At 69.1% G+C, this 17,696-nt stretch carries 16 protein-coding genes; 7 read left to right on the plus strand and 9 right to left on the minus strand.

The features are described 5' to 3' along the window. Positions 1 to 173: 173 nt before the first annotated feature. Together OB2597_RS18700 and OB2597_RS18705 are read right to left on the minus strand one after the other, a co-directional pair. Positions 174 to 2,717: an ABC transporter permease gene (locus tag OB2597_RS18700; protein ID WP_009807181.1), complete on the minus strand. Its 2,544-nt coding sequence runs from the start codon at positions 2,715 to 2,717 to the stop codon at positions 174 to 176. Continuing rightward, positions 2,714 to 3,400, minus strand: coding sequence for an ABC transporter ATP-binding protein (locus OB2597_RS18705; protein WP_009807182.1), 687 nt, complete (start codon positions 3,398 to 3,400; stop codon positions 2,714 to 2,716). Before OB2597_RS18705 ends, OB2597_RS18700 begins: the two co-directional genes overlap by 4 nt. 67 nt (positions 3,401 to 3,467) lie before the next feature. On the opposite strand from OB2597_RS18705, the gene OB2597_RS18710 reads away from it, so the two are divergent. Further along, entirely contained in the window at positions 3,468 to 4,112 is a 645-nt protein-coding gene (locus tag OB2597_RS18710; RefSeq protein WP_009807183.1) for an arylesterase, read from the plus strand. A 223-nt stretch (positions 4,113 to 4,335) separates the two neighbouring features. Here OB2597_RS18710 and OB2597_RS18715 read toward each other — a convergent pair whose 3' ends face one another. The 4 genes from OB2597_RS18715 to OB2597_RS18730 form a co-directional block, all read right to left on the minus strand. Then, positions 4,336 to 5,484, minus strand: a complete 1,149-nt coding sequence (locus OB2597_RS18715) for a geranylgeranyl reductase family protein (protein ID WP_009807184.1) — start codon at positions 5,482 to 5,484, stop codon at positions 4,336 to 4,338. After that, positions 5,484 to 6,374, minus strand: a complete 891-nt coding sequence (locus OB2597_RS18720) for an alpha/beta fold hydrolase (RefSeq protein WP_009807185.1) — start codon at positions 6,372 to 6,374, stop codon at positions 5,484 to 5,486. The genes OB2597_RS18715 and OB2597_RS18720 overlap by 1 nt, the downstream gene beginning before the upstream one ends. Before the next feature lie 139 nt (positions 6,375 to 6,513). Further along, a complete protein-coding gene (locus OB2597_RS18725) occupies positions 6,514 to 7,080 on the minus strand; it encodes a L,D-transpeptidase (RefSeq protein ID WP_009807186.1) in 567 nt (188 codons plus the stop codon). A gap of 228 nt (positions 7,081 to 7,308) precedes the next feature. Continuing rightward, positions 7,309 to 7,515, minus strand: a complete 207-nt coding sequence (locus tag OB2597_RS18730) for a cold-shock protein (protein WP_009807187.1) — start codon at positions 7,513 to 7,515, stop codon at positions 7,309 to 7,311. Between the two features lie 421 nt (positions 7,516 to 7,936). Between OB2597_RS18730 and OB2597_RS18735 the strand changes: the two genes are divergently transcribed. After that, entirely contained in the window at positions 7,937 to 8,365 is a 429-nt protein-coding gene (locus OB2597_RS18735) for a DUF4168 domain-containing protein (RefSeq protein WP_009807188.1), read from the plus strand. Between the two features lie 477 nt (positions 8,366 to 8,842). Here the strand turns inward: OB2597_RS18735 and ettA are convergent, their stop codons facing one another. After that, entirely contained in the window at positions 8,843 to 10,498 is a 1,656-nt protein-coding gene (ettA, locus tag OB2597_RS18740) for an energy-dependent translational throttle protein EttA (RefSeq protein WP_009807189.1), read from the minus strand. 416 nt (positions 10,499 to 10,914) lie between these two features. On the opposite strand from ettA, the gene OB2597_RS18745 reads away from it, so the two are divergent. From OB2597_RS18745 to dacB, 3 genes are read left to right on the plus strand one after another with little or no spacing between them, the layout of a single operon-like run. Continuing rightward, positions 10,915 to 12,060 (plus strand): AI-2E family transporter, encoded by a 1,146-nt coding sequence (locus tag OB2597_RS18745; RefSeq protein WP_238529735.1) that lies wholly within the window; start codon positions 10,915 to 10,917, stop codon positions 12,058 to 12,060. Between the two features lie 51 nt (positions 12,061 to 12,111). After that, positions 12,112 to 12,732: a nicotinate-nucleotide adenylyltransferase gene (locus tag OB2597_RS18750; RefSeq protein WP_040609446.1), complete on the plus strand. Its 621-nt coding sequence runs from the start codon at positions 12,112 to 12,114 to the stop codon at positions 12,730 to 12,732. Positions 12,733 to 12,776: 44 nt separating this feature from the next. Further along, the gene (dacB, locus tag OB2597_RS18755; RefSeq protein WP_009807192.1) at positions 12,777 to 14,270 is read left to right on the plus strand and encodes a D-alanyl-D-alanine carboxypeptidase/D-alanyl-D-alanine endopeptidase; all 1,494 of its coding nucleotides are present in this window, start codon (positions 12,777 to 12,779) and stop codon (positions 14,268 to 14,270) included. Between the two features lie 341 nt (positions 14,271 to 14,611). Here the strand turns inward: dacB and OB2597_RS21985 are convergent, their stop codons facing one another. Then, positions 14,612 to 14,791, minus strand: a complete 180-nt coding sequence (locus OB2597_RS21985; RefSeq protein ID WP_148234764.1) for a hypothetical protein — start codon at positions 14,789 to 14,791, stop codon at positions 14,612 to 14,614. Between the two features lie 92 nt (positions 14,792 to 14,883). Continuing rightward, complete coding sequence (locus tag OB2597_RS18760) at positions 14,884 to 15,309, minus strand: tellurite resistance TerB family protein (protein ID WP_009807193.1); 426 nt, start codon at positions 15,307 to 15,309, stop codon at positions 14,884 to 14,886. Between the two features lie 112 nt (positions 15,310 to 15,421). On the opposite strand from OB2597_RS18760, the gene OB2597_RS18765 reads away from it, so the two are divergent. Both OB2597_RS18765 and OB2597_RS18770 read left to right on the plus strand, forming a co-directional pair. Continuing rightward, positions 15,422 to 16,996 (plus strand): lysine--tRNA ligase, encoded by a 1,575-nt coding sequence (locus tag OB2597_RS18765; RefSeq protein ID WP_040609971.1) that lies wholly within the window; start codon positions 15,422 to 15,424, stop codon positions 16,994 to 16,996. A 254-nt stretch (positions 16,997 to 17,250) separates the two neighbouring features. Further along, positions 17,251 to 17,655: a DUF4864 domain-containing protein gene (locus tag OB2597_RS18770; protein WP_009807195.1), complete on the plus strand. Its 405-nt coding sequence runs from the start codon at positions 17,251 to 17,253 to the stop codon at positions 17,653 to 17,655. The last annotated feature ends 41 nt before the right edge of the window (positions 17,656 to 17,696 follow it).

The raw sequence follows: 17,696 nt of genomic DNA on the forward strand, positions 1-17,696 counted from the left end.
GCCCCCCGGATCTCGGGGTGCCCCCTGGACCCCGGGTGCCCGACTTCCTCGCGCTCGACCCGGGGATCTCCCGCCGTCTTCTCTCCGTCGCCACGCCATGCCGCGCAGAGGGCCCGGGTCAGGTCAGCGTCGCAGGAGAGGGGGCCACCCCTCCCGAACGCCCCTCGGCCCCGTCAGTCCGCCGACCGCAGCACCCGCGCCGGCCGCGCCGCCAGCGGTCGCCAGGCAAAGGCCAGGCCCGCCAGCAGGTTCGCGGCCAGCCCGCCCAGCACGACGGCCAGGGCATTGCTCCAGATCACCTCGAACGGCGTCTCCAGCACGAAGAAGCACACCGCCCAGCCCCCGGCGATCCCCGCCACCAGGGCCACCGTGCCGGCGCCCGCCCCCGTCAGCGCCGACCGCAGCGCGAGGCTCTGCAGTATCCGCCCGCGCGAGGCGCCCAGCGTCTTCAGCAGCGCCGCCTCGTAGACCCGCTCCCGCTCGCCCGAGAGCGCGGCGCCGATCAGCACCAGGAACCCGGTCAGCAGGGTTGCCCCCGCCCCCCAGGACGTGGCCGAGGCGATGCCACCCAGCAGCGCCGCCACCTGGTCGATCGCGTCCCGCACCCGGATCGCGGTCACGTTGGAATACATGCGGCCGATGTCGCGCAGGATCGCCGCCTCGGCCTCGGGCGCGGCATAGACCGTGGCGATGAAGGAATGCGGTGCGCCCTCCAGTGCCGAGGGGTTCATCGCCGTGATGAAGCCCATTCCCGCGGTCGAGAAATCCACCTCGCGGAACGAGGTCACGGTGCCGGTCATGTCGCGCCCGAGGATGTTGATCGTCATCTCGTCGCCGATCTTCAGTCCCATCTCTGCCGCCTCCTCTGCGGCAAAGGAGATCTGCGGCGGCCCGTCGTAGGCCTCGCCCCACCAGTCGCCGGCGGTGATCCGCGTGGTCTCGGGCAGGGGGCCCGAATAGGTCACGCCCCTGTCGCCGCGCAGCACCCAGTGATCGCCCGCCACCTCGCGCGCCGGGCGCCCGTTGATCCGGGTGATGATCCCGCGCAGCATCGGCGCGCTGTCCACGCGGCTCACCGCCGGATCGCCCTCGACCCGCTCGAGGAACCCGCCGATCTGGTCCTTCTGGATGTCGACGAAGAAATAGGACGGCGCGCGCTCGGGCAGATCCCGCGTGATCGCACCGCGCAGATTGCCGTCGATCTGCCCGACCGCCGCCAGCACCGACAGCCCCAGCCCCAGCGACAGCACCACCGGCAGCGCCTCGCTCCGCGGTCCGCCGATCGCGGCCAGCGCCCATCTCAGCGGCGCCCGCCCCCGGGCCCCCGCCTGTGCCCGCCGTGCGAGCCGGCGGATACCGATCCCGGCCAGCGCCAGCAGCACCAGCGCGAAGACGATCCCGCCCGCGGTCCAGAGCGTCAGCACCCAGGTCCCGCTGAAGAGCGCCGCAATCCCCACCAGCAGCCCCAGCAGCGCCATGATCGCGATCAGGTAGGGCAGCCGGGGCAGGTCGCCGCCCGCCGAAAGGGCATCGCGGAAGAGCGTCGCCGCGCGGATCTGTTCGGTCCGGGCCAGCGGCCAGAGCGTGAAGATCAGCGCGGTCAGCGCGCCGTAGACCGCCGCCTCGACCAGCGTCGCGGGATAGAGGCCGAACCGCGCCGGCACCGGAAGCTGTTCGGCGATCACCGGTGCCAGCGCCAGCGGCACCAGCGCGCCCAGCAGCAGCCCCGCCGCGATCCCCGCCACCGCCAGCGCGCCGATCTGCAGGAAATAGGTCAGGAAGATCACCCGCCGTGTCGCCCCCACGGTCCGCAGCGTGGCGATCACGGCGGTCTTGCGTGCCAGATGCGCGCGCACCGCCGCCGAGACGCCGACGCCTCCGACCGCCAGCCCCGACAGCCCGACGAGCACGAGGAAGGCCCCCAGCCGCTCGACGAAGCTCTGGACCCCCGGCGCACCGTTCCGCGAATCCCGCCAGCGCAGGCCGGAGGTCTCGAACCGCTCCAACGCCTCCGCCTTCACCGCGTCGAGCGGACGGTCCTCCGGCAGCAGCATCCGGTAGTGGCTGTCGAAGAGCGTCCCGGCCTGCAACAGCCCGGTCCCCTCGAGATCGGCCCGCCGCACGATCATCCGGGGCCCGAAGCCGAACCCGCCGGTGGCGCTGTCGGGCTCCCGCTCCAGCACCGCGCCCAGCACGAACTCCTTTGACCCGAGCCGGAGCATGTCGCCCCGTTCCAGCCCCAGCCGGTCCGTCAGCAGCGCCTCGGCCACCACGCAGGGCCGCGCGGGGTCGCAATCCAGGGCCTCGGGCAGCGGCATCTCGGGCGACAGCGCGACCGTCCCGACCAGCGGATAGGCATCGTCCACCGCCTTGATCTGCGTCAGCGCCCGCTCCACCGTGCCGTCGTCATCCGGCACCGTCGCCATCGACCTGAAATCGGCGATCTCCGAGACCGCCGAGGCCACAGATCCCATCCAGCCCTTTTCCTCTTCCGTGGCGAAGCGGTAGGTGAAACTGACCTCGGCATCGCCGCCCAGCAGCGCCGCGCCCTCTTCGGTCAGCCCCGCCTCGATCGAGGCGCGGATCGTGCCGACCCCGGCGATCGCCGCCACACCGAGCGCGAGGCAGGCCAGCAGGATGCGGAACCCCGAAAGCCCGCCCCGCAGTTCGCGCGCGGCGAAACGGCCCGCCTGGGCGAGGTCGCGGCGAAAACTCACGCGGCGGCCTCGGCGAGGTCGAGTTCGCCGTCGCGCAGCCGGATCACCCGGTCGCAGCGCCGCGCAAGGTCGGGGGCGTGGGTCACCAGCACCAGCGTCGCCCCGTGGCGGTCGCGCAGCCCGAAGAGCAGATCCATGATCGCGGTGCCGTTCGGCCCGTCGAGATTGCCGGTCGGCTCGTCCGCCAGCAGGATGTCGGGCCGCGGCGCCGAGGCCCGCGCCAACGCCACCCGCTGCTGCTCGCCGCCCGACATCTGTGCCGGATAGTGATCCGCCCGCGCGGCCAGCCCGACCGTCTCGAGCTCGGCCGCCGCCCGATCGAAGGCATCCGCCACGCCGGCCAGTTCCAGCGGCGTCGCGACGTTTTCCAGCGCGGTCATCGTCGGAATGAGGTGGAAGGATTGGAACACCACCCCCATATGATCCCTGCGGAACCGGGCGAGCGCATCTTCGTCCATCGCGGTCAGATCCTGCCCGAGGGCGCGGATCGACCCGCCGGTGGCACGTTCCAGCCCGCCCATGAGCATGAGGAGCGACGACTTGCCCGACCCCGAAGGACCGATCAGCCCCAGCGTTTCCCCCGTCGCCACGTTCAGCGTGATGCCCCGCAGGATCTCGACGGGTCCGGCATTGCCGTCCAGCGTCAGCCGGGCGTCGTCGAGGGAAAGGATCGCATCTGTCATGTCGGTCGTCTCTGCATTGCGGCGGCGCTCTGGGTCATATGGGCGTTCCCTGCTCTGGAGCAAGGCTTTGGTGCTTGCCGGCCTGCTGGCGCTCGCCGCGCCCGCCCGGGCCGACACGACCGAGATCCTCGCCTTGGGCGACAGCCTGACCCAGGGCTACGGCCTGCCGGCGGCCGAGGGCTTCGTGCCGCAACTCCAGGCCTGGCTGGACGCGCGCGGTCACGACGTGCGGATCGTCAACGGCGGCGTCTCGGGCGACACGACGCGCGGCGGCCTCGCCCGCGTGGACTGGTCGCTGACACCCGACATCGACGCCATGATCGTCACCCTCGGCGGCAACGACATCCTGCGGGGCCTCGACCCGGCCGACACCCGCCACAACCTGCGCGGCATACTCGAGGCCGGGCGGGCGAAGGGGGTCGAGATGCTGGTGATCGGAATTGCGGCGGCCTCGAACTACGGCAGCGACTACAAGACGGCCTTCGACGCGATCCACCCCGAACTGGCCGAAGAGGCCGGCGCGCTCTACGAGCCGGGTTTCTTCGCCGCGCTGAGGGAAGAGGGCGACGACGCCGGCGCGGCCCTGCGCTACATGCAGGCCGACGGCATCCACCCCAATGCCGAGGGCGTGGCGCGGATCGTCGACCGCATCGGCCCCCGCGTCGAGGACCTGATCCGCCGGGCCGGCGCCGCCGACGCCCCCGAGGGCTGAGGCCGCCCCCCGCGCCCGCCGGGACCGAGGCACGCTCCGGCCGGTCCTGAACCTGTGGGGTGCGTGATCGCACGCGCCGCCCGTCGAACGCCGACAGCGCGCCCGCGTCATCGCGGCGCCTGGCCCGCGGCACTCTTTGGCCGGATAGCCTCGGGTCGTGCCCGTGGATGACGGTCGCGCAGCCCGTAGGGCGGGTTTCCGTCCCGCCACAAGCACGAACCGACTACCGCCCGGTCACGCTCCGCACCATGAAGCCGGGAACCTTCTTCAGCGTCGCCCATGCCAGCGCCGGATATTCGATCTCGCCCGCCATCAGCCGCAGGTACTCGTGCCGCACGGTGCCCGATCCGCGGAAAGCCCGCACGAAGGCCCCCCGGAACCGCCGGCCAAAGATGATCTGGCGGATCCAGCGCGCATGGAACATCGCGCGGTGGATCTCGCGCAGCTTCCGCCGGTAGAGCCTCAGCGCGCGCGGCGGGTCTCCGGCCCGGATCGCCTCGGCCGCCGCCTCGGCCGCGAGCGCCCCCGACTTCATAGCATAGGCGATGCCCTCGCCGGTGATCGGATCGACCAGCCCGGCGGCATCCCCCGCCAGCAGCACCTCGGCCCGGCCCGGCCGGCGGCGCACGTCGCCGAAGGGTAGAAAGGCACCCTTCACCCGATACGCCCCGGCCACGCCGAAGAGGGCGAGGTAACGCTGCATCGCCGCCTTCATCTCGGGGTTCTTCGCGTGGACCCCGCCGATCCCGATGGTCGCCGACCCCGCCTTGGGAAAATTCCAGCCATAGCCCCATTCCGCGGCACCGAAGTCGATCCGCACCGGCGCGTCGTCCGGCGGCGCGGGGCCCTCGATCTCCAGTCCGAAGCCGATCCGGTCGTGGTCGAAGGCCGCGCCGTAGAGCGTTCGCGCCACCTGCGAATTCGCCCCGTCCGCGCCGATCAGGACGCGGTAGCGCAGGCTCCGGCCGTCCTTGAGGACGATCCGCCGCGCCGCCGGCTCGAGTGTCTCCACCGCCGTGCCGGTGAAATCCTCGGCCCCCGAGGCCAGCGCACGCCGGACGATCGCCGCGTCCATGTCGCGTCGCATGGTCATGTGGATGGGCGGGATGCCGTCGATCCGGGCCAGCGGCTGGCCGTGCGCGTGGAATTCGACCGAACGCTTGGTCAGGATGATTTCCTCGGGGATCGGCTCTCCGAAGATCTCGGCGTAATAGCGATAGCTGCGCCCCGTGAACCCGCCGCCGCACAGCTTTTCGCGCGGAAAGGCATGTCTGTCGATCAGCGCCACGCGCAGCCCCGCCCGGGCGGCCACATGGGCCGCCGCCCCGCCGGCCGGCCCGCCGCCGATGACGATCACGTCATAGTCTTCCATCAACTCTCCGGCTTCAGCCCGAAAAACGCCCGCACATCGTCGAACAGATGCGGCTCGGTCACGAACAGCAGATGTCCCTGGCCCTCATAGCTGTGGAACTCCTCTGCCTGCAAGCGCCGGGCATAGCGGCGCGTCCTCCGCTCGGAAAAGACCGAATCCTCGCTGCCGTGGAAAAATCCGATGCGCGCCCCGGCCAGTTCCTCGGGGCGCTCCAGGTACCAGGTCATCAGATCGGCCGTATGCGCCATCGTCATCCGCCGCGGCGGGGTGGTGATCTGCCCGCGTTTCAGCGCGGCCATCCGGCGGCTCTGCTCGGCCAGTTCCTCTTCGCTGAAATGCCGTCGGCCGTAGAGCAGGGTGCGGTAGTTCTCGAGCCAGGCCTCGTCCAGTTCCCGGCCCCGGGCGCGCAGCATGGCCCGGACGACATCCAGCGCCCCCCGGGCCGAGGCGATGGCCGCGGCCGGAGAGTCGCTGGCCGACGAGACCAGCGCGACCTGCACGTCCCGCGTCTCGAGCCGCCGCGCGGTCTCGAGCGCGATCGGCCCGCCCGTGGAATAGCCGATCAGATAGACCTCCTTCACCTTCAGCGCGTTGAGATGCCGGGCGATCAGCGCGCCGGAATCGACGATGTCGATCCGGTGATTCAGCTCCAGCCCGTCGACGCCGGGAAAGCGGTAGGCCAGGACCGTGCTTTCAGGCACGTCCCACTCCAGCACCGGCGCGAAGAGGCGGATCGACGCCAGCGCCCCGGGAATCACCACGATGGCCCGGTCGATGCCCACCTCGGCATTGCCGTCGTGCACGACGGGGTTGGCCTCCGTCTTCTGTGGCGGGGGCAGGAAGGAACAGGCCGTCAGGGCCAGGAGACAGATGAGAGAAAGGAGGCGCATCACCGTCCGCTGGATCAATGCGCGACACAATAACCTTGCTGGCGGGGATGGCCACCCCGGGCGCGGCCCGTCCCGCTCTCTTCCTGCCCCTTGTGCGCGGCCGGCGCCGGCGCCCGCCGTCCCTGGCCCGGGAACTGCCTTACTGAAGCACGGTGACAGGGGTGCCGATCTCGACCCGGTTGTAGAGGTCGATGACGTGGTCGTTGATCATCCGGAAGCAGCCGGACGAGGCCCTGCGCCCGATCGACCGCGGCTCGACCGTGCCGTGGATCCGGATGAGCGTGTCCCGGTTGCCCTCGAAGAGATAGAGCGCCCGCGCGCCCAGCGGGTTGCCCGGGCCGCCGGGCATCCGGTCCTCGTTGTCCCTGTACTTGCCGTAAAGGCCCGGATCGCGTTCGATCATGTCGTCCGTCGGGCGCCAGGTCGGCCATTTCACCTTGCGCTTGATCGTCGCCGTGCCGGTATAGCCCAGCCCGGGCTTGGCCACGGCGATGCCATAGCGGATCGCCGCATTCGGGGCGGTGACGTAGTACAGGTAGTAGGCCCGCGGCAGGATCACGATCTCGCCTGGCTGGAACCGGCTCGAGATCCGCACCTCCGTGGGCAGCAGGTGCTTCGGCGGGGTATAGGCGAGCGCGGGGGCAGGCAGCGCGGCAGAGGCCGCGGCGGCGGAAGCGATGGTCAGGAAATCTCGGCGGGTGGTCATGTGCAGGGGCCTCGGTGCGGGAAATTTTTCAGATTCTGCCACGGGATGGCCGATTCGTAACGGCCCGGCCGGCCGACCTGTTCCACCTCGGTCGGCAACCTGTGGCCCGTCCGACACGGAAAACCCATCAACTTGCGGTGATCACGCGCGGATCGCGCACCGAGGGGCCGGAAAAAGGAAACGGCCCGCGGGGTGCCGCGGGCCGTTCGATGATCACGTCTCTGCGAATCAGAGCAGGGCGAGGTTCGAGGCGCTCTCGCGTCCGTCGCGGCCGGATTCGAGGTCGAAGCTGACCTTCGCGCCGTCCTGCAGGCCGGTCAGGCCCGAGCGTTCGACGGCCGAGATGTGGACGAAAACGTCCTTGCTGCCACCCTCGGGGGCGATGAAGCCGTAACCCTTGGTGGTGTTGAACCATTTCACGGTGCCGGTGGCCATATCCGTGTCTCCTTGTTTCATGCCGCCCACGGGATGCGGCGGCTGCGGCTAACTGAGTCTAACCAAGACTGTCGCCGTATCGCGAAGCAGGGAGTCGGTAGAGGTCGTAAAGCCCCCCCTTTGTGGCAGCAATCGGAGCCACGTGAAAGCGGAATCGGCGGCATGGGCGTGCGATTGCCGGGCCCGGCGCCCGGCGGCGCCTCGTTTCACGCCGCAGAAAACGGCCCTTTTGGCCCATTTCAACGTCACCGGGCGGGAACAACGCGGATCTCCGCCGACGCGCGCCCGGCTTTTCAGCGATGTCTCGCCGAAAACGCCGCCTCTTTGTTGTGTCGCGGCCGCCGGCCCTTAGATCGTTCCTTGGAAGCGCAGGCCCGGCCGGGGCCGCGCCAAGGACCCAAATCCGATGATCGGAGGACCAATGACCTTTATCGCATCCAGAATTCTGCGCAGCGCGATGGTGGCCGGCCTGGCACTGTCGCCGGTGGCGGCGCACGCCCAGGCAGCCGAAGGCGCCGAGGCCAGCCAGGAAGACATGATGAGCTTTTCCGACGCGCAGCTGGAAAGCTTCGCGGACGCGACGCTGAAACTGCAGGAAGTGCGCAGCACCTATGTGCCGCAACTCCAGAACGCGTCCGATGACGCCGAGCGCCAGGAGATCGCGCAGGAAGCCAACACCGCCATGGTCGCCGCCGTGCGCGCGGCCGACGGCATCACCGTCGAGACCTACAACGCGATCAGCCGCCTGGCCCAGACGGACGAAGAACTGAACCAGCGCCTCGTCAGCATGGTGCAACAGCGCATGCAGACGGAGCCCGGCGCCGACGAGATGGAGAGCAACGAGGGCTGACGCACGCGCGACCCTTGAATGCTACGGAAACGCCGCCCCGCGAGGGCGGCGTTTTTTCTGCGCGGGACTCCTGGAAACGCGCGATGTTGACCGTGGCGTGTACCAATCGGAGGCAGGTCCGCCGACCTCGGTCCGCACCGACCCGGCGCCTTCGTCTACTGCATGCCCGGTCTCGCCGACCGACGCTTGGACATGCTGGTCCGCGTGGTCGCGGCGCTCCGCTCTGCCGTGGTGGCGAGACTGATCGCCCGGCCGGTCCCGATGTCCGCCCGGGTCGTCCCGTCCGCTCACATGCCTTGCGTCCGGACCCGGCCCGCGGTGGACGCGGCCTACGCCCGGCGCATCGGCGCGATCAAGGCGCGGTTCACGGGCGATGCGCGAGGTGAGTGCAGCCCCATCCTAGACCCGGCACCTCGAAGGGGGGCATCCGTAGCGGCGCACCCACGTAGGGTGGGGGTCCACCCCACCCACACCCGGTCACCGTGTGAACTTCTTGTACTTCAACCGCTTCGGCTCAAGCGCATCCGGACCCAGCCGCCGCTTCTTGTCCTCTTCGTAATCCTCGAAGTTCCCTTCGAACCACTCCACATGCGCATCCCCCTCGAAGGCGAGCATATGCGTGCAGATCCGGTCGAGGAAGAACCGGTCGTGCGAGATCACGACCGCGCAGCCCGCGAACTCCGTCAGCGCGTCTTCCAGCGCCCGCAGCGTCTCGACGTCCAGGTCGTTGGTCGGCTCGTCGAGCAGCAGGACATTGCCCCCCGACTTCAGCAGCCGCGCCATGTGCACCCGGTTGCGTTCCCCGCCCGAGAGCAGGTTGACCTTCTTCTGCTGGTCGCCGCCCTTGAAGTTGAACGACGAGCAATAGGCCCGAGAATTCACCTGCGCATCGCCCAGCTGGATGATCTCGGCCCCGCCGGTGATCGCCTCCCAGACGGTATCGCCATCCGCCAGGTCGTCGCGCGACTGGTCGACATAGGACAGCTCGACCGTGTCGCCGAACTCGATCGCTCCGGCATCCGGCTGTTCCTGGCCGGTGAGCATCTTGAAGAGCGTGGACTTGCCCGCGCCGTTCGGCCCGATCACCCCCACGATACCCCCCGGGGGCAGGGAAAAGGACAGGTCCTCGATCAGCAGCTTGTCGCCCATGGCTTTCCTTAGGCCCTCGACCTCGATCACCTTCGAGCCGAGGCGCGGCCCGTTCGGAATGATGATCTGCGCCCGGCCGACCTTTTCGCGCTCCGACTGGTTGGCCATCTCCTCGTAGGCCGCGATCCGCGCCTTCGACTTGGCCTGCCGGGCCTTCGCCCCCTGCCGCATCCATTCCAGTTCTCGTTCCAGCGTCTTCTGCTTGGCCTTGTCTTCCTTGGCCTCGCGCTCCAGCCGCTTGGCCTTCTGCTCCAGCCAGGAGGAATAGTTGCCCTCGTAAGGGATGCCCCGCCCGCGGTCGAGCTCGAGGATCCAGCCGGTGATGTCATCCAGGAAATAGCGGTCGTGGGTGACGATCAGGATCGTGCCCTTGTACTCGATCAGGTGCTGCTGCAACCAGGCGATGGTCTCGGCGTCGAGGTGGTTGGTCGGCTCGTCCAAGAGCAGCATGTCGGGCTGTTCCAGCAGCAGCTTGCACAGGGCCACCCGGCGCTTTTCCCCGCCCGAGAGCGTGGTCACGTCCGCATCGTCCGGCGGGCAGCGCAGCGCCTCCATCGAGATGTCGATCTGCGCATCGAGATCCCACAGGTTCTGGCTGTCGATCTCGTCCTGGAGCGCGGCCATCTCGTCCGCCGTCTCATCGGAATAGTTCATCGCGAGCTCGTTGAACCGGTCGAGCTTGGCCTTCTTGCCGGCCACGCCCAGCATCACGTTGCCGCGCACGTCGAGGTTGGGGTCCAGCTCCGGCTCCTGCGGGAGATAGCCGACCTTGGCGCCCTCGGCATGCCAGGCCTCGCCCTGGAAATCCTTGTCCCAGCCCGCCATGATCTTGAGCAGGGTGGACTTGCCGGCCCCGTTGACGCCGACGACGCCGATCTTCACCCCGGGCAGGAAGTTCAGGTTGATGTTCTCGAAGGTCTTCTTGCCGCCCGGATAGGTCTTGGACACGCCGGACATGTGATAGACGTACTGATAGCTGGCCATGTTTCCCTCCACGACAGTTTCCGCGTGTCTACGTCGCGCCGCCGGCGGGCGCAACGGGAGGCGGGGCTGCCAGGGGCGCGGATCGCGGTGGTCCCTGGATGCGCCCGCGTCGGAACGGCACATCCGGTCTCTGTCGCGTTCCGCGGCCGCCGTTTTCGCCGATCTCTCTTGTCTCGGGGCGCCGCCGCGTGGCGCGAAACCTCTGCCAAGCCCCTTTCGCCCGGCCTGAAAGAACCGGAAAAGCGGCGCCCGCCGGACACCGGCAATCCGGCGCGGCGTGCCCCGGCTGACCGACTTTCCGCATGGTCCCGGCCCGTCCGGCCGGGGGCGCCAGCCTGCCGCCCCGTCGCCGCGTGACCGGCCACGGAACGAATGCGGGGGTGCGACGTTATCCGTCATAGCCACGGGGGACAGCAGTGCAGGACGAAGCCGGGTCGGTCGCTCCGACGAAAGAACTTGCGCAAGAGCGCCTCAAGGTTCTTCAACGCATGGAGTACCTGCTGGGCGGGCTTCTGATCCTGTTGTTCTTCTGGTCCATCTCGCTGGCCAAGGACGTGGTCCTGCCGATCGTCCTGGGGTTTCTCATCGCGCTGACCCTCTCGCCCCTGGTCCGGTGGCTTTACAAGCTGGGGGTTCCCACGGGCATCGCCGCCGTCGCGCTCATCGCCACCATCGGCATGAGCTCGTCCTTCGGGCTCTACCTGCTCAGCGGGCCTGCCGCCTCGCTGGTCGAGACGCTGCCCGAGGTCCGGGCCGAGGCCGAGCACAAGCTCTCGGCGGTCCGGCAGAAGGTGCAGCAGGTCCAGCAGGCCGAGAAGGAGATGCAGGAGCTTGCCCAGGGCGAGAACGAGACCGCCGGCGAAGACGACGAGGGGGATGTCACCCGCGTGCTCGTCGACGAACCCGGCATGCTGGAAACCGCCCTCGCCTCGTTCGCGGGGACCGGCTCCGCGCTGATCATCGCGCTGATCCTCGCGATGTTCCTCCTCGCCTCGGGGGACATGTTCCAGACCAAGCTGGTGCAGAGCTTTCCCAAGTTCAGCGATAAGAAGCGCGCGATCCGGGTGGCGAACGACATCGAGCGCCAGATCTCGCGCTACCTCGGCGCGATCACCGTGATCAACGCCTGCCTCGGGCTGGCGATCGGGATCAGCCTCTACGCGCTCGACATGCCCTATGCCCATGTCTGGGGCGTGGCGGCCTTCCTGCTGAACTACCTGCCCTATCTCGGCGCCATGCTGGGCGTCGTCGCCGTGGCCGCGGTGTCGCTGATCACCTACGACACGGTGGGGCAGATGCTGATCCCGCCGGGGGTCTACCTTCTCCTGACCTCGATCGAGGGGCAGATGGTCACCCCCTGGCTCGTCGGCCGCCATCTCAGCCTGAACGCCGCCGCCGTCTTCGTCGCGGTGATCTTCTGGGCCTGGCTCTGGGGGGTCGCGGGGGCGCTCATGGCCGTGCCGTTCCTGGTCTTCGTCAAGGTGGTCTGCGACAACCTTCCGGGCCTCGGCTTCATCGGCAACTTCCTCAGCGGCGCCGATCCGCCGCCGATCCGCGACTGAGGCCGCAGGCAAGCGCTTGGTAAGCCGGGAAATCTCGGCTACATCCGCGGAATGCGCCACGACATTCCCATGGCGGCCCCCGGCCAGGTGATCGGCCTGCTCGGCGGGTCCTTCGACCCGGCCCACGACGGCCACGTCCATATCACCCGCGAGGCGATGCGCCGCTTCGGCCTCACCCATGTCTGGTGGCTGGTGAGCCCGGGCAACCCGCTCAAGCCGCACCCGCCCGCGCCGCTGGCCGATCGCATGGCGCGGGCGCGGCGCGTCATGGACCATCCGCGCGTGACCGTCACCGCGATCGAGGCCCGGCTGGGCACCCGCTATACCGCCGCGACCCTGCGCCGGCTGGTCCACCTCTATCCGCGGACCCGCTTCGTCTGGCTGATGGGGGCGGACAACCTCGTGCAGTTCGACCGCTGGCAGGACTGGCGCTGGATCATGGAAAACGTGCCCGTCGGCATCCTCGCCCGCCCAGGCGACCGCATCGGGGCCCGCACCTCCCGGGCGGCGCGCCTCTATTCCCGGTTCCGCCTGCCGTCCCGCGCCTCGGCTCTGCTGGGCCGACGCCCCGCGCCCAGCTGGTGCTTCGTCAACGTGCCGATGGTCTCGGTGTCATCCACGATGCTGCGCGACCGCGGCGATTGGTCCGGCCACGTCACCGAAACGCGATGAGGACCCCCTTGAGCAGACCTCTCGGGCCTGCTTAACGTGTCGCCATGACAGCCAGACTGGACCGCCGCGCATTTCTTTCCGCCCTCTCCGCAGGCGCCGCCTTTCCATCCGCCCTGCTGGCCGCGCCGCCGGCCACCTCGCTCCGGCCGCGGCCGCGCCCCGGCTCGGCCGAGCCGCTGGCCCTGACGGCCGAGCGGATCGTCGAGGAGGCCAACCTCAGCGGCGAGGCCGCCTTCACCGTCTTCGACCTGACCCGCGGCCGTCCGCTCGAGGCGCGCAGCCCGACCCGTCCGATGCCGCCGGCCAGCGTGGCCAAGGCGCTGACCGCGCTCTATGCGCTGGACGTGCTGGGGCCGGACCACCGGTTCGAGACCCGGGTCCTCGCCACCGGCGAGATCGTCGACGGCGTGCTCAGGGGCGATCTGGTCCTCGCCGGCGGCGGCGATCCGACATTGCAGACCGACGACATGGCCGATCTCGCCGCGAAGGTGAAGGAGACGGGCCTGCGCGCGGTCGAGGGCCGCTTCCTCGTCTGGGGCGGCGCGCTGAATTTCGAACCGGTGATCGACACGCTCCAGCCGCCGCATGTGGGCTACAACCCGGCGATCTCGGGCCTCTCGCTGAACTTCAACCGGGTGCATTTCGAGTGGAAGCGCACGGGCGGCAAATGGGGGGTCACCATGGATGCCCGCTCGGCCCGGTATCGGCCCGAGGTGGCGATGGCCCGGATGAAGGTCGTGAACCGCTCCGGACCGGTCTACACCTATGACGACGCCGGCGGCCGCGACGAATGGACCGTGGCGCAGGGCGCCCTGGGCAACGGCGGCTCGCGCTGGCTGCCCGTCCGCAAGCCCGAACTCTACGCCGGCGAGGTCTTCCAGACCATGCTCCGCTCGCACGGCATCGCGCTCAAGGCCCCCGAGGTCACCGGGATCCTGCCGCCGGGGCAGGTGATCGAACGCCGGCAGAGCCAGCCGCTCACCGACATCCTGCGCGACATGCTGAAGTATTCGACCAACATCACCGCCGAGATGGTGGGCATGTCCGCCGCCGCCGCCCGCCTGGGCCGGCCGGACAGCCTGGTCAACTCGGCCCGCGCCATGTCGGACTGGGCCCGCGAGACGCTCGACCTGCGCGAGACGCGGATGGTGGACCACTCCGGCCTGGGCGACCGGTCGCGCACGACGACCGGCGATCTGGTCCGCGCCATGGCCAGCCCGCTCGCGCAAGAGGTGCTGCGCCCGCTGCTCAAGGAGATCCCCGTGCGCAACGAGGACTACCAGCGCATGTCCGACCATCCGCTCAGCGTGCAGGCCAAGACCGGAACGCTCAATTTCGTCAGCACCCTCGCAGGGTTCGCCAGCCTGCCAGACGGCACGGACCTTGCCTTCGCCATCCTCACGGCGGATGTGCCCCGCCGCGACGAACTTACCGAGGCGCAGCGCGAACGCCCCCCCGGCGGCCGCGCCTGGGCCCGCCGCTCCCGCCTCCTGCAGCAGGCGCTCCTGCGCCGCTGGAGCCTGGTCCACGCCGGCTGACGGCAAACTGCCACGCGCCAACCGCCACCCCGCGCCACCGTCGCTTCTCGCGCGACCATCCCCGGCCCCGACCGGGGATCTCCCGCCGTTCCGCATCACCGTCGCCCTCGGGGGAGACGGGCAGCTCCTTCCGCTCCGCATGACGGTCACCCTGGGGGCCGACCCGAGGGTCTCGTCTCACTGCACGCGGCACGACGCAGAGACCTCGGGTCAAGTCCGAGGATGGTGCGGCGCCGGCGGCGGACGACATGACAGGAGGTCCGGGCACGACATCGGTCCGGCGGCGCGGCACGACCGGGCGGCCCCGGGGCGAGCCCGGGGCGCCGCCCGCGCAACGGCGATCAATGGCTCCGCAACGTCACCGGGCTGGCGACCGGCGCTGCAAGGCGGACCGTCCGGTCCAACCCGTTCGAGACGTCGAGAAGGGTGCCGAGAATTGGCAGGGCGCACAGCAGTGCGACACCGATAATCAAAAGACCATTTTTCTTCATGGCGGCGATCCAAATGCATGTTCTGCGCATGTATCGTCGCCCCGAAGGGTCAACCAGGTCAATTCACGGAAACGCGACCCGGGGGCATCGGCGCAAAAGCGCCGCCCGAAGGGCGGGCCGGTTCAGATCGTCATGTGACGCGCCCGCGCGCTGCGCTCGATCGCGCCGGCATGGAGCCGGTCGATGTTCAGCTCGTCGCGGATCTCCTCGAGCAGCCGCAGCTCGCCCTCACGGATCGTCCCGTCCGCCGCCGCCACGTCGCAGGCCAGCGCATAGGCCGTCTCGTTCAGCTTTTCCGGCATGTTCTCGCGCACCAGGCCAAAGAGCGCGTCCAGCCCGTCCTCGTGGGCGAACAGGTCGTATACGGTCTTCGACAATACCGTGATCCGGTCGATGTCGAATTGCCCGAAGATCGGCAGCGTGTTCACCTGGTTCTCGATCTTGATGAGCTCCGAGGTGCGGATCGTCTGGTCCGAGACCGAGACGGCGATCATCAGCATCACGAGGCAATCCTGCGGTGACAGGGCGTGGTCGGCGGTTTCGTTCATCGGGGACTCCGGACGGATCGTGTTGCGGCGCAGAATATTGACGCTGTGCCGGGGGAGCAATAGAGAGGTGCGCGCCCCGGGACCACCCCCGGCGCGAGCGATGGAGAGCAAGATGGCGGAACTGCGTGACGCGGGCATGACGTCCAAGGCCTGGCCTTTCGAAGAGGCGCGCCGCCTGCTCAAACGGTACGAGGCCGCGCCGCCCGAAAAGGGCCACGTCCTCTTCGAGACCGGCTACGGCCCCTCGGGCCTGCCGCATATCGGCACCTTCGGCGAGGTCGCGCGCACCACGATGATCCGCCGCGCCTTCGAGGCGATCAGCGACATTCCCACCCGGCTGATCTGTTTCAGCGACGACATGGACGGGATGCGCAAGGTGCCCGACAACGTGCCCAACGCCGGGATGCTGCGCGAACACCTGCAGAAGCCGCTGACCTCGGTCCCCGATCCCTTCGGCACGCACGAGAGCTTCGGCCACCACAACAACGCCATGCTGCGCCGGTTCCTCGACACCTTCGGCTTCGAGTACGAGTTCTACTCGGCCACGGAATATTACCGTTCGGGCCGCTTCGACGCGGTGCTGAAACGCGCCGTCGAACGCTATGACGACGTGATGAAGGTCATGCTCAAATCCCTCCGCGAAGAGCGGCAGCAGACCTATTCCATCTTCCTGCCGATCCATCCCGAGACCGGCCGCGTCCTCTATGTCCCCCTCAAGGAGGTCAACGCGCAGGACTTCACGGTCACCTTCGACGACGAGGAGGGCCGGGAGTGGACCCTTCCCGTCACCGGCGGCAACGTCAAGCTTCAGTGGAAGCCCGACTTCGGCGCCCGCTGGGCCGCGCTCGACGTGGATTTCGAGATGTACGGCAAGGACCATTCCACCAACACGCCGATCTACGACCGCATCTGCGAGATCCTCGGCGGCAGGAAGCCCGAACACTTCACCTATGAGCTGTTCCTCGACCAGAACGGCGAGAAGATCTCGAAGTCCAAGGGGAACGGCCTGTCGATCGACGCATGGCTCACCTATGCCTCGACCGAAAGCCTGTCGTATTTCATGTTCCAGAAGCCCAAGACGGCCAAGCGGATGCATTTCGACGTGATTCCCAAGGCGATGGACGAATATCACCAGCAGCTGCGCGCCTATGCCGGTCAGGACGCGGCGCAGCGGGCGAACAACCCGGTCTGGCACATTCATGGCGGCGACGTACCGCAATCGCATATGGTCGTGCCCTTCTCGATGCTGCTCAACCTCGCCTCGGTCGCGGGGGCCGAGGACAGGGAAACGCTCTGGGGCTTCATCCGCCGCTACGCGCCCGAGGCCACGCCCGAAACGCACACCGATCTCGACGCCGCCGCCGGCTATGCGGTGCGCTATTACAACGACTTCGTGAAGCCCGAGAAGGTCTACCGCGCGCCGACCGAGCAAGAGGCCGAGGCGCTCGATACCCTGCGCAACGCCCTGCGCGCCTACGAGGGGCCCGCCGATGGCGATGCGCTTCAGCAGGTGGTCTTCGACGTCGGGCGCGACCGGTTCGACCCGATGCGCGATTGGTTCCGCGCGCTTTACGAGGTCCTGCTGGGCGCCTCGCAGGGGCCGCGCTTTGGCGGTTTCATCGCGCTCTACGGGGTCGACAACACGATCCGCCTGATCGATCGCGCGCTCGCCGGCGAGTTGAGCTGAAGCGCGCGGTCACGCAGGGCGTGGCCGTCGCGACGGGGCAATGCGGGCGGCGGCGGCACGGCGCCGGTCGGTACTGTCGCCGGCGGAGCGCGCGGGATGGACCCGAAGCGCCCCGACCGTCCAGGTCGAACGTTCCGACCGGACCGGCGGGCGGGTCCCTTGCCCCTGCGCGCAGCCCCGCTCGAACCGACGCGTCCCGGGGAATTATGAAACCGATCCGCCGCCGGCTCCGTATGTGCTGACAGGAGGATGCCATGAAACACATGATCCTGAACGCCGCTCTCGCCCTGATGCTGGCCGTGCCGCAGGCCCTTGCGCAGGGGGCCGGTCCGGCCGAGACCATCGCCCGCCAGTTCGAGGCCTTTCGCGCCGATGACCTCGACGCGGCCTTTTCCCACGCCAGCCCGATGATCCGGGGGATATTCCGCACGCCGGGCAACTTCGGCATGATGGTGCGGAACGGCTATCCCATGGTCCGCAACCCCGGTGAGGTCCGCATGCTCGACCTGCGGGAAGAGGGGGGGCGCACCATCCAGCGGGTCGAGATCATCGACGGGAAGGGCCGGGTGCACCTGCTCGACTACGACATGATCGAGACCGGAAACGGCTGGAAGATCAACGGCGTCCGCTTTGTCGAGGCGCCGCCGCTCGCCGCCTGACCGGGGCAGCGCCCGATGCCGTGACGAACGGTTAACCATCG

It is taken from the genome of Pseudooceanicola batsensis HTCC2597, assembly GCF_000152725.1.
Taxonomy (GTDB): domain Bacteria; phylum Pseudomonadota; class Alphaproteobacteria; order Rhodobacterales; family Rhodobacteraceae; genus Pseudooceanicola; species Pseudooceanicola batsensis.